Source organism: Allobosea minatitlanensis (genome assembly GCF_964020775.1).
In genome coordinates this window covers 3,589,783-3,602,583 of record NZ_OZ224509.1, presented here as the reverse complement: position 1 = coordinate 3,602,583, position 12,801 = coordinate 3,589,783, and the positions used below count along the sequence as shown (strand labels likewise).

Annotated in this window: 11 protein-coding genes; 5 read left to right on the top strand and 6 right to left on the bottom strand. The window is 70.6% G+C overall.

Features of this window, described 5'->3' with window-relative positions; genetic code table 11:
• Together ACWH43_RS17795 and ACWH43_RS17790 are read right to left on the bottom strand one after the other, a co-directional pair.
• On the bottom strand, positions 1-879 hold the full coding sequence (locus ACWH43_RS17795; RefSeq protein ID WP_448153568.1) for a transglutaminase family protein: 879 nt from the start codon (positions 877-879) through the stop codon (positions 1-3).
• Positions 876-3,395, bottom strand: coding sequence for a circularly permuted type 2 ATP-grasp protein (locus tag ACWH43_RS17790; protein WP_158448148.1), 2,520 nt, complete (start codon positions 3,393-3,395; stop codon positions 876-878). The genes ACWH43_RS17795 and ACWH43_RS17790 overlap by 4 nt, the downstream gene beginning before the upstream one ends.
• 313 nt (positions 3,396-3,708) lie before the next feature.
• Between ACWH43_RS17790 and zwf the strand changes: the two genes are divergently transcribed.
• The 3 genes from zwf to eda are packed head-to-tail and all read left to right on the top strand — an operon-like array spanning position 3,709 to position 6,594.
• Positions 3,709-5,211, top strand: coding sequence for a glucose-6-phosphate dehydrogenase (zwf, locus tag ACWH43_RS17785; RefSeq protein ID WP_158444558.1), 1,503 nt, complete (start codon positions 3,709-3,711; stop codon positions 5,209-5,211).
• Positions 5,211-5,897, top strand: a complete 687-nt coding sequence (locus ACWH43_RS17780; protein WP_158444559.1) for a 6-phosphogluconolactonase — start codon at positions 5,211-5,213, stop codon at positions 5,895-5,897. The genes zwf and ACWH43_RS17780 overlap by 1 nt, the downstream gene beginning before the upstream one ends.
• Positions 5,898-5,949: 52 nt before the next feature.
• The gene (eda, locus tag ACWH43_RS17775) at positions 5,950-6,594 is read left to right on the top strand and encodes a bifunctional 4-hydroxy-2-oxoglutarate aldolase/2-dehydro-3-deoxy-phosphogluconate aldolase (RefSeq protein ID WP_158444560.1); all 645 of its coding nucleotides are present in this window, start codon (positions 5,950-5,952) and stop codon (positions 6,592-6,594) included.
• A 75-nt stretch (positions 6,595-6,669) separates the two neighbouring features.
• Here the strand turns inward: eda and ACWH43_RS17770 are convergent, their stop codons facing one another.
• Positions 6,670-7,773, bottom strand: coding sequence for an NAD(P)/FAD-dependent oxidoreductase (locus ACWH43_RS17770; RefSeq protein ID WP_158444561.1), 1,104 nt, complete (start codon positions 7,771-7,773; stop codon positions 6,670-6,672).
• Between the two features lie 80 nt (positions 7,774-7,853).
• Complete coding sequence (locus ACWH43_RS17765) at positions 7,854-9,026, bottom strand: M20 aminoacylase family protein (protein ID WP_448153567.1); 1,173 nt, start codon at positions 9,024-9,026, stop codon at positions 7,854-7,856.
• Between the two features lie 355 nt (positions 9,027-9,381).
• Here ACWH43_RS17765 and ACWH43_RS17760 point away from each other — a divergent pair, with 355 nt between their 5' ends.
• Positions 9,382-9,789, top strand: coding sequence for a DUF882 domain-containing protein (locus ACWH43_RS17760; RefSeq protein WP_260348107.1), 408 nt, complete (start codon positions 9,382-9,384; stop codon positions 9,787-9,789).
• A 17-nt stretch (positions 9,790-9,806) separates the two neighbouring features.
• Here the strand turns inward: ACWH43_RS17760 and ACWH43_RS17755 are convergent, their stop codons facing one another.
• The gene (locus tag ACWH43_RS17755; RefSeq protein WP_158444564.1) at positions 9,807-10,328 is read right to left on the bottom strand and encodes a GNAT family N-acetyltransferase; all 522 of its coding nucleotides are present in this window, start codon (positions 10,326-10,328) and stop codon (positions 9,807-9,809) included.
• A gap of 135 nt (positions 10,329-10,463) precedes the next feature.
• Positions 10,464-11,432 carry a threonine ammonia-lyase gene (locus ACWH43_RS17750; protein WP_448153566.1) on the bottom strand — a complete coding sequence of 323 codons (969 nt, stop codon included), beginning with the start codon at positions 11,430-11,432 and terminating at the stop codon, positions 10,464-10,466.
• A gap of 222 nt (positions 11,433-11,654) precedes the next feature.
• On the opposite strand from ACWH43_RS17750, the gene argE reads away from it, so the two are divergent.
• Entirely contained in the window at positions 11,655-12,800 is a 1,146-nt protein-coding gene (gene argE / locus ACWH43_RS17745; RefSeq protein WP_260348166.1) for an acetylornithine deacetylase, read from the top strand.
• Position 12,801 lies beyond the last annotated feature (1 nt).

Here is a 12,801-nt window from a genome sequence, read left to right as displayed (position 1 = left end):
TCAGCCGACCGGAATCACGTCGACCGCGACCCCGATCTGCTGCGAGCCCGGCCCGATCACCACCCCGTCGAGCGGCGCGACATTGGCATAGTCGCGGCCGATGGCGGTGACGATGTGGTCGTCGGCGACGATCAGGTCGTTGGTCGGGTCGAGCCCGATCCAGCCGGTTTCAGGCCCGCACCAGAGCAGCGCCCAGGCATGGCTGGCATCGGCGCCTTCCAGCCGCCTCTGGCCGGCCGGCGGGATGGTGCGGATATAGCCGCTGACATAGGCCGCCGGCAGGCCGAGGCCGCGCAGGCCCGCGATCATGATATGGGCGAAATCCTGGCAGACGCCGTGGCGCCGGGCGAAGGCCTCGGCCAGGGGGGTCGAGACCTTGGTCGCGTCGGGATCGTAGGCGAAGTCCCGCCGGATCCGCGCCATCAGCTCGCTCGCGGCCTCCAGCACCGGCCGCCTCGCCCCGAAGCTCTCGCGTGCATAGGCGATGACGGAGGCGACCTCGGGCACGAGCCGGCTGGGATAGAGGTGATGGGCGGGAGAGGCGGGCGCGAGGCTGCAGGAGGCGAGCGCCAGCGCCGCGACCTCCTCCCAGCCGCGCGTCAGCCCGGGATAGGGCGGGGCCGGGCGCTCGACGGCGACGCGCGCGCGCATCTCGACCTTGAGTTCGTGATGCGGGCTGGCGATCGTCGCCATCGTCATCCGGTTGCCGAAGAAGCAGGGCGCGTCGCTGCGCTCGGCCGGGCGCGGCGTGATCAGCAGTTCGCTGCTCCGCACGTGCTGGCCCGACCCGTCGCGCGGCAGCAGCCGCATCACGCAGCGCGCGAAGGGCACCTGCCGGCTGTAGTCGTAGGTGGTGACGTGGCGGACGTCGTAGATCACGCGATGCCCGTCAGTCGCGATCCTTCCGGGCCGCTGTTCTGGAGGAAGTACCGGTCGGCGATGGCGGCGGAGAGCCCCATCAGCAATTGCTCGAACAGCAGGATGCTGGTGCGGTCGAGCCGGCCGGCCTCGGCGATGCGGCAATCGGCGGCGAGCCGCAGCACCAGGCGGTAGGGCGTCTCCAGCATGCCGTCCTCGGCCAGCGTCGGCAGGCCCCTGATCTCGGCCTCGAGCCGCTCGACCTGAAAGGCGACCGAGCGGGGATTGTACGGGTCCAGCATGACCAGGTCGAGCACCGGCTGCAGGCTCGCCCCGAGCAGGTAGCGCGAGCGATAGGTGATCTGCGAATCGGTCAGGTCGAGCAGCGCGTCGAGGGCTTCGCCCGAGGGCTCGTTCTCGGTGAATTGCCGGGCGAAGCGGCAGGTCGCGATGCCGCGCTCCAGCCGCCGCCCGATATCGAGGAAGCGCCAGCCCGCGCCGCGCACCATGTTCTCCTGGCTGAGGCCGGAGAAGGCCGCGAGCGTCTTCAGGGCGCGGTCGGCGATCTCGTAGGCCTCGCCCTCCGAGGGCCTGCGCCCGTCCTGCGGCGTGAGCTGCTTCTGCAGGTCGCCGAACAATCGCCAGGCGTCGACCGAGAGCCGCTCGCGGATGACCGAGGCGGTGCGGCGCGCCTCCCGCACCGAGGCGGCGGCGGAGCCGTAGTCGTCGAGGCTGTAGAGCGCCGAATAGGCCTGCGCGGCTGGGTTTCGGCCGCGGTCATGCGGAGCCGCCCCCCAGGCGACGAGAAGCTCGGCCAGCCGGCGCACCGTGTCGCCGCGTCCCGGCGAGGGATCGGAATCGATCAGCCGGCCGAGCAGGGCGCGCACCAGGCGCAGCGTCGCCTCGCCGCGTTCCAGATAGCGCCCGAGCCAGAACAGGTTGTCGGCGGCGCGGCTCGGCAGCGTGCCGGTGACGCGCTGGATGCTGATCCGGTCCGGCGCCGGCAGGAGCGTGATCGGCTCGACCGGCGCGTCGGCGGTGACCCAGACATCGCTGGAGCGCACGCCGTTGCGCAGGCTGACGGCGCGTGCGTCCGGCTCCTCCGAGATCCGGCAGAAGCCGCCGGGCATCACCTTCCAGCCGTCCGGCGTCGCGGCGGCGAAGACGCGCAAGGTCATCGGATGCGGCTCGAGCCGGCCGTTCTGGAACACCGGCATGGTCGAGAGCCTGACGACCTCCTGCCCGACATAGTCCAGGCCGCGCGCAGCGATGCGGGCGCGCAGCGCCGCGCGCCCGGCCGCTGGCAACTCGCCGGCGAGCACCGATTCCCGGCCGAGCTCGCCGCCGGCGCTGCGGAAGGCGGGCGCGACGCTCATCTCGTCGAGTCGCGCCAGCACGGCCTCGCGCTCCCGCGGCTGGCCGCACCACCAGGTCGCGATATTCGGCAGGATCAGCTCCTCGCCCAGCACCTGCCGCGCGAGGGCGGGGAGGAAGCCCATCAGCGCCCGCGCCTCGACGACGCCCGAGCCGAGGCCGTTGGCGACATGGACCTGGCCGCCGCGCACGGCCTGCACCAGCCCGGCGACGCCGAGCGCCGATCGCGCATTGAGCTCGAGCGGGTCGGCGAAATCGCCGTCGATGCGCCGCCAGATCACATCGGCGCGCTTGAGCCCGGCGATGGTGCGCACATGCACCCGGCCCTCCCGCATCAGCAAATCGTCGCCTTCCACCAGCAGGAAGCCGAGATAGCGCGCGAGATAGGCCTGCTCGAAATAGCTCTCGTTGAGCGGGCCGGGCGTCAGCAGGCAGATCCGCGGCTCGACCCGCCGCGACCGTGCCACCAGCCCGGCCCGGAAGCCCTGGAAGAAGGCGGCGAGCCGCTCGATGTTCATGCTGCGGAACATGTCCGGGAAGGCGCGCGTCAGGGCCAGCCGGTTCTCCAGCGCGTAGCCGGCGCCCGAGGGCGCCTGGGCGCGATCCTGCAGCACCCACCAGCGCCCGTCCGGCCCGCGGCCGAGATCGGCGGCGTAGAGCTGCAGCGCGCCGCCGCCCGGCGTGCCGTGCAGGGGGCGCAGGTAATCCGGGCTGCCGGTGACGACCGCCGCCGGCAGCAGGCCCTTCGCGACGAAGTCGCCGGGGCCGTAGACGTCGTCGAGCAGGCGCGCGAGCAGTTGCGCCCGCTGCGCGACGCCGGCGGCGATGCTCTGCCATTCGGCGCCGGGGATGAGAAGCGGCACATGGCTCAGCGGCCAGGCGCGCTCGCCCGCGCTGGGATCGTGCGTATCGATATCGCCGTGGACGCGATAGGAGACGCCGGTATCGTGGACATGCCGGTCGGCGAGGCCGAAGCGCTGCCGCAACTCGTCCGGCGACAGCGCGCACCATTCCTGGAGGAAAGGTTCCCAGTGGGGCCGCACGGCCCCTGCCGCGTCGACGAGCTCGTCATGGGTGCCGGGCAGGGCGCGATAGCCGGCGAGCAGCGCCGCGCGCCGCTCCTCCTTGGTGCGTCCAGACCGGATGCGGCCCTGCACTGCCATGCGCTTCGCTCAGACCCATGCCGGGCGCCGCATATCCGGCCGGGGCGGGACTGCGGCGCTGCGTTCCTCCGGCGGAATCGCCGGACCGGCGGGACTATGACCGATCGCCTCGCGGCGCGCGAGCCGTCACGCCGTCGCCGCGCGGGAATTCGTGCCGGCGCTTCGCCGGCGAAACCGGCCTCGCGCGCCGCGCGGCGCCGGGAGACATGGCGGCGGCGCGTTCTTTCTCCTTTGCAAGCCGGCCGAACCGTCTCACTCTGGCCGCAGCGATCGGCTAGCCGAATCCGGAGAGCCGTACGGAGTTGCGAGTGCCATGGACGCCATCGTCGATCAGGGGCTGCGGCCCGAAACCATTCCCGAGCGCACGCCGGTCCCGCCCTTCGATCTGGTGATCTTCGGCGCCGGCGGCGATCTCGCCCTGCGCAAGCTCTTCCCGGCGCTGGCCCAGCGCAACCGCGAAGGGGTGCTGCCGGAGGAGAGCCGGGTTCTCGCCGTCGTCCGCAAGGAGGAGGATGTCGAGGGCCTGCCCAGACAGATCGCCCAGCGGCTCCGCGAGGAAGGCATCCCGGCCGACCAGGTCGAGACCTTCCTGCGCAGGCTCACCATGGTGCTGCTCGATGCGCTGAAGCCCGAGACCTACACGTCGCTGAAGAAGGCGCTCGGCGAATCGGAGCGGGTGCGCTCCTTCTATCTCTCGACGCCGCCCGACCTGTTCATCCCGATCTGCGAAAACCTCGCCAAGGCGCAGATCCTGACGCCGACCTCGCGCGTCATCCTGGAGAAGCCGCTGGGGCGCGATCTCGCCTCCGCCCGCCAGATCAACGACGCCGTCGCGCGCATCCTGCCGGAAAGCCGGACCTACCGGATCGACCACTATCTCGGCAAGGAGACGGTGCAGAACCTGCTCGTCCTGCGCTTCGCCAACACGCTGTTCGAGCGCTCCTGGTCGAGTCGGGACATCGACCATGTCCAGATCACGGTGGCCGAGACGGTCGGGCTGGAAAGCCGCGCCGGCTATTACGACAAGGCCGGCCATATGCGCGATATGGTGCAGAACCATCTCATGCAGTTGCTGACGCTGTTCGCCATCGAGCCGCCGAACATGCTGGAGGCCGGCGCCGTCCGCGACGAGAAGATCAAGGTGCTCAAGGCGCTGCGCCCCATCGTCGGGCCGGATGTCCAGCGCTACACCGTGCGCGGCCAGTACGGGCCCGGCCAGATCGACGGCCAGCGCGTGCGCGGCTATGCCGAGGAGCTGGGCCATGCCTCCAACACCGAGACCTTCGTCTCGATCCGCTGCGAGCTGGATAGCTGGCGCTGGGCCGGCGTCCCGATCTATCTGCGCACCGGAAAGCGCATGGCGCAGCGCTATTCCGAGATCGTCGTCACCTTCAAGCCGGTGCCGCATTCGATCTTCGGCAACGGCACCTGCGACCGGCTCGACGCCAACCGCCTGTTCATCCGCCTGCAGCCGAACGACGGCGTCCAGCTCCAGCTCATGATGAAGGTGCCGGGCTCCGGCCGGCTCAAGATCGTGCCGCGTCAGCTCGACCTGCGCTATTCCACCGCCTTCGACGAGCGCACGCCCGACGCCTATGAGCGGCTGCTCACCGACGTCATCCGCGGCGACCAGACGCTGTTCATGCATCGCGACGAGGTCGAGCAGGCCTGGGCCTGGGTCGATCCGATCATCGCCGGCTGGCAGGACTACACGCCGCATCCGCACCGCTACGCGGCGGGCTCCTGGGGGCCGTCTCAGGCGATCGGCCTGATCGAGCGCGACGGCCGCTCCTGGGCCGATCCGGACCTGGTCTGATGGCGGGCGGAGCCGTCGCCTGGCAGCGCTTCGCCACGCTCGCCGATGCCTCCGAGGCGCTGGCGGAAGCGGTCGCGATCCGGCTGAAGGATCTGCTGGCCCGCCAGGAGCGGGCCTCGCTGGTGGTGCCAGGCGGCAACACGCCGGCGCTCTTCCTCGCCGCGCTCGGCCGGCAGGAGCTGCCCTGGGAACAGGTCACGCTGCTGCCGACCGACGAGCGCTTCGTCGCCGCCGACGATCCGGCGTCGAACGAGCGGATGCTGCGGACGCAGTTCGCACCGCTGGCGCAGGGGCGCGTCCGGTTCCTGTCCTTCCACGGCCATGGCAGCGACATCGAGGCCGCCGCCTCGCAGCTCTGCGCCGAGCTCGCCGAATTGCCGCCGCTCGACCTCGTCGTCTCCGGCATGGGCGCGGATGGCCACATCGCCTCGCTCTTCCCGGGCGCGGAAGCGAGTTTCGACGCCGTGCCCGACAGCGGCATCGTGGTCGCGCGTCCGCCGGGGCTGCCGCCGCGCCTGTCGCTGTCGCCGAGGAGGCTGGTCGAGGCGGGCTGGGCGGGGCTGCTCGTCTCCGGCGCCGCCAAGGAGGCGGTGCTGAAAGGGGCCGGCAGCCGCTCCGTGCCGCTGCCGGTCGACATGCTGCTTGGCCGCATGCGGGGGCTCGACGTCTATTGGGCGAAGGAGTAGGGCAGGCCAGCGAGCCCGTTTTCCGTCTGCAAATCGATTGAAAGACCAAGCCATGGACGAAGCTGCCGCGATTGCCCGGCTGAAGAGCTGCGGAGTCATCCCCGTCGTCGTGATCGAGGACGCCTCGCGCGCCGTCGATCTCGCCCATGCGCTGGTGGCCGGGGGCATCGACGTCGTCGAGGTCACGCTGCGCCGTCCCGCCGCGCTGGAGGCGCTCGCCGCCATCGCGAAGTCGGTGCCGAAGGCGCTGGCGGTGGCCGGCACGGTCGTCGCCCCGGCGCAGGTCGCGCAGGTGAAGGATGCAGGCGCCCAGGCCGTCGTCAGCCCCGGTTTCAGCGAAAGCGTGGACGAGGCGCTGCGCCAGGCAGGGCTGCCCTGGCTGCCGGGCGTCGCCACGGCGTCCGACTGCATGCGCGCCGTCGCGGCCGGCCGCGTCGCGGCGAAGTTCTTTCCGGCCGAGCAGGCTGGCGGCCCGCCGGCGCTGAAGGCGCTCTCCGGGCCGTTCCCGCAGATGAGCTTCTGCCCGACGGGCGGGGTCGGCCTGAAGAATCTCGGCGATTACCTCGCCCTGCCGCAGGTGATCTGCGTCGGCGGCTCCTGGCTGGTGCCGGCCGACGCCATCGCAGCGGGCGACTGGAAGCGGATCGAGATGTTGGCGCGCGAAGCGAGGGAAGCGTTCCAGAAGGCGCGGGGATAAGAAGCAGGGAAAGAAGCGCGCCATCCCGCATCTGCGCAGCAGCACCGCGTGCCGCGGCGCGTGCGGGATGACATCCTATGACAGCTTCTCGCGCACCATTTCCGCGATCGCGAGCGAGCTGGTCAGCCCCGGGCTCTCGATGCCCAGGAGATTGACCAACTCCGGCACGCCATGCACCTCCGGCCCGTCGATGCGGAAATCCGGCATCGGCTCGCCCGGCCCGTGCAGCTTCGGCCGGATCCCGGCATAATCCGCGACCAGCGCCCCGTCCGGCAGCGCCGGCCAATAGGTCCGGATCGCGGCGTAGAACTTGTCCCCCCGCGCGGGATCGACCACCAGATCCTGGTCGCTCCCGACCCATTCGACATCGGGGCCGAACTTGACCCGCCCGCCCATGTCGATGGTGGCGTGGATGCCGAGGCCCGCGGCCTCCGGCACCGGATAGACCAGATGGGTGAAGGGCTGCCTGCCGGTCAGCGCGAAATAGTTGCCCTTGGCATAATGCTGCGCCGGCACATGTTCAGGCGGAAAGCCGTCGAGCAGGCCGAGCAGCTTCGGTGCGCCATGTCCGGCCGCGTTCACCACCGTCCGCACCGTATAGGTCGCGGGCTCCGCGCCGCCGAAATCGACGCTGAACCCGTCCGCATCGCGCCGCCAGCCGGTGATCGGCGTGTTCAGCGCGAGCGAGCCGCCGGCCGCCTCGCACTCGCCGAGCAGCGACAGCATCAGCGCATGGCTGTCGACCACGCCGGTCTCGGGCGAGAGCAGGGCGATCTCGCAGCGCACCTCCGGCTCCATCGCCCGGGCTTCCGCGCCGGAGAGCCAGCGCAGGGTTTCGACGCCGGAGGCCCGCGCCCGCGCCATGATCGTCTCCAGCGCCGGCTTCTGGCTTTCGGAGGTGGCGACGATCAGCTTGCCGCAGATCCTGTGCGGCAGGCCGCGCTCCTCCAGATAGCGGTAGAGCTTCCTGCGGCCCTCGACGCAGACCTTCGCCTTGAGCGAGCCGGGCGGATAGTAGATCCCGGCATGGATGACTTCGGAATTGCGCGCCGAGGTCTGGGTGCCGATGCCCTCGGCCGCCTCCGCTATCACGACTTCGCGGCCGGCGAGCGCCAGTTCGCGGGCCGCTGCGAGGCCGACGACGCCGGCTCCGATCACCAGGCAATCGATATCGCTCATGCCGTCCTTCTCCGGCCCATCCCGGCTGGCCGGGATGGGCTGCTCGATGGCGAAGCCAGCCGAAGCCGGCCTCGCGGCGCTCAACTGCGCTGCGGCATCGCGATTTCGATCAGGCTCGCCCAGTAGTTCACGCCGACCGGGATCGCCTGGTCGTTGAACTCGTAGGCCGGGTGATGCAGGCCGGCCGAGTCGCCGTTGCCGATATTGATGAAGGCACCGGGGCGCTCCTCGAGCATGAAGGAGAAATCCTCGGAGCCCATGGTCGGCGGGACGTTGGTGGTGATCGAGTCGGAGCCGAACACCTCCTTGGCGACGCTGGTGACGAAGTCGGTCTGGCCGTGATGGTTGAAGGTCACCGGATAGCCGAGATGGTATTCCAGCTCGTATTTCATGCCGAAGGCCTTCATCACGCCGTCGACGATCTCGGTGATGCGCTTCTGCGCGAGGGCGCGGGTCTGCGGCGTTAGCGTCCGCACCGAGCCCTTGATCTCCGCCGTCTGGGGAATGACGTTGAAGGCCTCGCCGGCATTGAGCGCGGTGATCGAGACGACGATCGACTCGAGCGGGTCGGCATTGCGCGAGGCCACCGTCTGCAGGGCGCTGACCAGCGCGCAGGAGGCGACGATCGGGTCGTTGACCCGGTGCGGCGCGGCGGCGTGCCCGCCCAGCCCCTCAATCTTGAGGTGGATGCGGTCGGCGGCGGCCATGGCCGGGCCCTTGGCGATCTCGAACTTGCCGACCGGCACGCCCGGCTTGTTGTGCATGCCGTAGACCTCCTGGACGCCGAAGCGCGAGATCAGCCCGTCGTCGATCATCGCCTTGGCGCCGGCGCCGCCTTCCTCGGCCGGCTGGAAGATCAGCACGGCGGTGCCGTCGAAGTCGCGGGTCTGGGTCAGGTAGCGGGCGGCGCCGAGCAGCATGGCGGTGTGGCCGTCATGGCCGCAGGCATGCATCTTGCCGGGGACGGTCGAGCGGTGCTCGAGATTGGTCTCCTCATGGATCGGCAGGGCATCCATGTCGGCGCGCAGGCCGATGACCTTGCCGGAGCCCTGGCCCTTGCCCTTGATCACGCCGACCACGCCGGTCCGGCCGAGGCCGGTGACGACCTCATCGACGCCCCATTCCTTCAGCTTCTCGGCGACCAGGCCGGCGGTCCGGTGTTCCTCATACATCAGCTCGGGATGGCGGTGGATGTCGCGGCGGATCGCCGTGATTTCGGGGGTCAGCGCCGCGATGATGTCGGTCTTGGGCATCTTGTCCTCTGAGATGGCTTGAGCGACCGCGCAGAAAGCGGGTGCCGCCGCGCAAGCTAGACCAGTCTCCCGCCGCCTGTCCAAGCCGTCCGGCGCGCAGGGGATGGGCATTGGCGGTATGGCGGAAGCGATCGGGAGCCGCAGGCCGTATTGTGAACGAGCGTTCATCGGATCTCCGCAAAGCAGCCGAATAAATAAAACGGCGCTCAGCCATGATTTGGCCTTTTCCAGCCAATAGCGAAGCGGCCTCTCCGCTCAGATCGTTCGCGATTGCCGATCTGACTTGGCTCACCTTCCCCATCATGTCTGGTTGATTATGCGTCGATTAATGTTGCTTGCGTGCCTGTCCGCGCTCTTGCCTGCTGCCGCCCTGGCCGACGAGCCGATCCAGAAAGTCTCCTTCCAGCCGCAGGTGAAAGGCCTGAACTGCCTCAAGCCCGAGACCCGCTCGATGATCACCGAGCTCGTCGCCAAGATCGGCCCGATCCAGATCACCTCGACCTGCGGCGGGCGCCACGCCCGGCATTCGCAACATTATCTCGGACGCGCCATCGATTTCCGGCCGCTCGCGACCTCGCCGCGCAAGGCCGCCGCCGCGGCCCGCTCTCTCGCGGCCGTCGGCGGCGTCGGGACCTATTCGAACGGCCTCGTCCATGCCGATGTCGGCGCGCGCGAGGCCTATTGGCACGGTCACAAGCGCAGCCGCTATGCCGCGGCCCGCAAGCGCGGCCGCTATGCGCGCCTCGCCCGCAATGGCGGCTGACGCAACCTCGGCCCGCCTCAGCGCGGCGCGGCGGCCAGCGGATGCCGGAAGACCAGATCCTCGGGATCGGGCCTTTCGGCGTCGGCGTCGGGCCGCGCGCCCAGCCGCTCCGCCACCGCGGCCGAGGCGGCGTTGCCCCGGGCGACATAGCTCACCAGGCTGGCGGGCCTCAGCGTCCGGACCGCCCAGTCCCGCAGGGCGCCGGCCGCCTCTGTGGCGTAGCCATGCCCCTCATGGCCGTCATAGAGCAGCCAGCCGAGCTCCTTCTCGGGAAAGAGCGGGCCGTCATTGATGCCGACCTGTCCGATGCAGGCGCCGTCCGCGCGCAGCGTCACCATCAGCGCGCCATGCCCGAAGAGCGCCCAGCAGGCGACATCGTGGCAGAACATGCCCCAGGCCTGGCGCAGCGGGAACGGGCCGCCCATCGCCGCCGATCGCGGCGAGGCCATGAAGGCGGCATAGGCGGGAAAATCGGCTTCGGCCAGCGGCCGCAGAATCAGGCGCTGCGTCTGCAACGTTGGAACGGCATGGTCGCTCATGCGGCGGTTTCTAGAGCCCGAGCGCCGGCGCGGCTAGGGTATCGGCCCGAAAAGCGGCGCGCGGTTTTCGGGAAAAGCCGATGCAGGATCGAGGAGCCGGAGCATCGGACTGGATACGATATCCGGTCCGATGCCCTAGACCGCGAATTCGCCGCGCCAGCGCGCCACCTCCTCCAGAGCGACATTCGAGCCGCAGAGCACGAGGCCGATGCGCTCTCCGGGCTGGAAGCTGTCCTTCCGCGCCAGCGCCGCCGCGACGACGCAGGCCGCGGCGGGCTCGACCAGGACGCGCTCGTTCTGCAGCAGCCAGACCAGTTCCCGCACCGCCTCGGCGTCCGGCACCACGACGATCTCCGACAGGAGCTGCCGGGCGGCGGCCATGGTCCGCTCGGTGGCGAAGGGGGCGCCGAGCGTGCGCGCGATCGAGCTTGGGCGGATCGGCACCGGCCTGCCGGCCTCCAGCGCCTGCGTCATCGTCGTCGCGCCTTCGGTCTCGACCCCGTGCAGCCGGACGGCCGGGTCGAGCCCCTTCAGCGCCGTGCCGACGCCGGCCGCGAAACCGCCGCCGCCGATCGCGACGAAGACATGGTCGAGACGGCCGCCGGCATCGCCGGCGAGCTCGAGCCCGAGCGTGCCGTGCCCGGCGATGATCGCCGGGTCGTCATAGGAATGGACATGGACCATGCCCTGCCGCTCGTATTCCTCGGCCCTGGCGAAGGCGGCGAGCGAATCCGCGCAGAGCGCGACCTCGCCGCCGGCCTCCTGCGTCAGGCGGATGTTGAGCGCCGGCGTCGCCTGCGGCATCAGCACCAGCGCGCGGGTACCCATTGCCCGGGCGACCAGCGAGACGGCGATGGCGTGGTTGCCGCCGGAGACGGTGACGACGCCGCGCCTCAGCTCCGCCTCGCTCAGCCCCGTCAGGCGGTTGTAGCAGCCGCGCACCTTGAAGGAGCCGGCGAGCTGCAGGCCTTCCAGCTTGATCCAGGTCTCGACCCCGAGCCGGGCCGAGAGGCCGGCGCTGTGGTAGGTCGGCGTGCGCCGCACCTTGCCGGCGATGCGCGTCGCGGCGGCCTGCACATTGGCGAGGGTGACGTCGAAATCCATGGTCGCGCGGTCCTGTTCGTCTGCCCGGGTTCGGGCGATACGAGAGCGTGCGGCGGGGGCATGCGTCAAGAACCCGCCGCGACCGGGCTTGTCCGCGGCCGGGCTCAGCCTCTAGCCTGCCGGCACGGAATCTGCCTGCGGCGGGATGCGGGAGCCTCGCGGCCCGGCGGCGTCCCGCTACCGGGCCTGATGCGAACGTTCCGAGGGAGAGATGCCGTGACGATGACGCCGAGAGAGATGCTGGCCAGGCTGGTTTCGTTCAATACGGAATCGCAGCGCAGCAATCTCGACCTGATCCATTACTGCCGGGACTATCTGGCCTCGCTCGGCGTCGAGAGCCGGCTGGTCCCCAGCCCCGACGGGGAGAAGGCCAATCTCTATGCGACGATCGGCCCGCAGCGCGACGGCGGCGTCATCCTCTCCGGCCATACCGACGTGGTGCCCGTCGCGGGCCAGAGCTGGACCTCCGACCCCTGGACGCTGACCGAGCGCGACGGCCGGCTCTACGGCCGCGGCGCCTGCGACATGAAGGGCTTCGACGCGATCGCGCTCGCCTTGGTGCCGGAGATGCTGGCGGCGCCGCTGACCCGGCCGATCCATATCGCGCTCTCCTACGACGAGGAGGTCGGCTGCCGCGGCGCGCGGGTCATGATCGCCGCGATGCAGCAGCATGGGCTGAAGCCCTCGGCGGTGATCGTCGGCGAGCCCTCGATGATGCAGGTCGTCACCGGGCACAAGGGCGTGCTGCGCATGCGCACCACGGTGCGCGGCTATGCGGTGCATTCGAGCCGCGTCGACATCGGCGTGCCGGCGGTGATGGTCGCGGGCGAGCTGGTTCACTGGCACACCGCCACCATGGCCGAGAACAGGGCGCGGGCGGCGGCGGAGAGCCTCTTCGAGCCGCCCTATTCGACGCTGCATGTCGGCGAGATCGCCGGCGGCTCGGCGGTCAACATCACGGCGGAGCGCTGCAGCTTCACGCATGAGGTGCGCGGCATTCCCGGCGAATCGCTCGACGACTACCAGGCCCGCTACCGGGCGAAGGCGGCCGAATGCGAGGCGGCGATGCAGGCGATCGCGCCGCAGAGCGGCATCGACATCGAGGTCACCTCCGAAACGGCGGCGATGGGGCCGGAGGAGGCGGGCGCGGCCGAGGCGCTCTGCCGCCGGCTGACCGGCGACAACGGCCGGCACGTCGTCGCCTATGGCACCGAGGGCGGCCTGTTCCAGCAGGCGGGCTGGTCGACGGTGGTCTGCGGTCCCGGCGACATCGCCCAGGCGCATCAGCCCGACGAATTCCTCGCGATCGAGCAGCTCGAGGCCGGGACGCGCTTCGTGCGCCGGCTCATCGCGGAGCTGTCGCGCTGAG

Coding starts and splice junctions, on each gene's coding strand:
- ACWH43_RS17770 (WP_158444561.1), bottom strand. CDS start 7,773: ATGAGCGATATCGATTGCCTGGTGATCGGAGCCGGCGTCGTCGGCCTC.
- ACWH43_RS17780 (WP_158444559.1), top strand. CDS start 5,211: ATGGCGGGCGGAGCCGTCGCCTGGCAGCGCTTCGCCACGCTCGCCGAT.
- zwf (WP_158444558.1), top strand. CDS start 3,709: ATGGACGCCATCGTCGATCAGGGGCTGCGGCCCGAAACCATTCCCGAG.
- argE (WP_260348166.1), top strand. CDS start 11,655: ATGACGCCGAGAGAGATGCTGGCCAGGCTGGTTTCGTTCAATACGGAA.
- ACWH43_RS17750 (WP_448153566.1), bottom strand. CDS start 11,432: ATGGATTTCGACGTCACCCTCGCCAATGTGCAGGCCGCCGCGACGCGC.
- ACWH43_RS17790 (WP_158448148.1), bottom strand. CDS start 3,395: ATGGCAGTGCAGGGCCGCATCCGGTCTGGACGCACCAAGGAGGAGCGG.
- eda (WP_158444560.1), top strand. CDS start 5,950: ATGGACGAAGCTGCCGCGATTGCCCGGCTGAAGAGCTGCGGAGTCATC.
- ACWH43_RS17755 (WP_158444564.1), bottom strand. CDS start 10,328: ATGAGCGACCATGCCGTTCCAACGTTGCAGACGCAGCGCCTGATTCTG.
- ACWH43_RS17765 (WP_448153567.1), bottom strand. CDS start 9,026: ATGCCCAAGACCGACATCATCGCGGCGCTGACCCCCGAAATCACGGCG.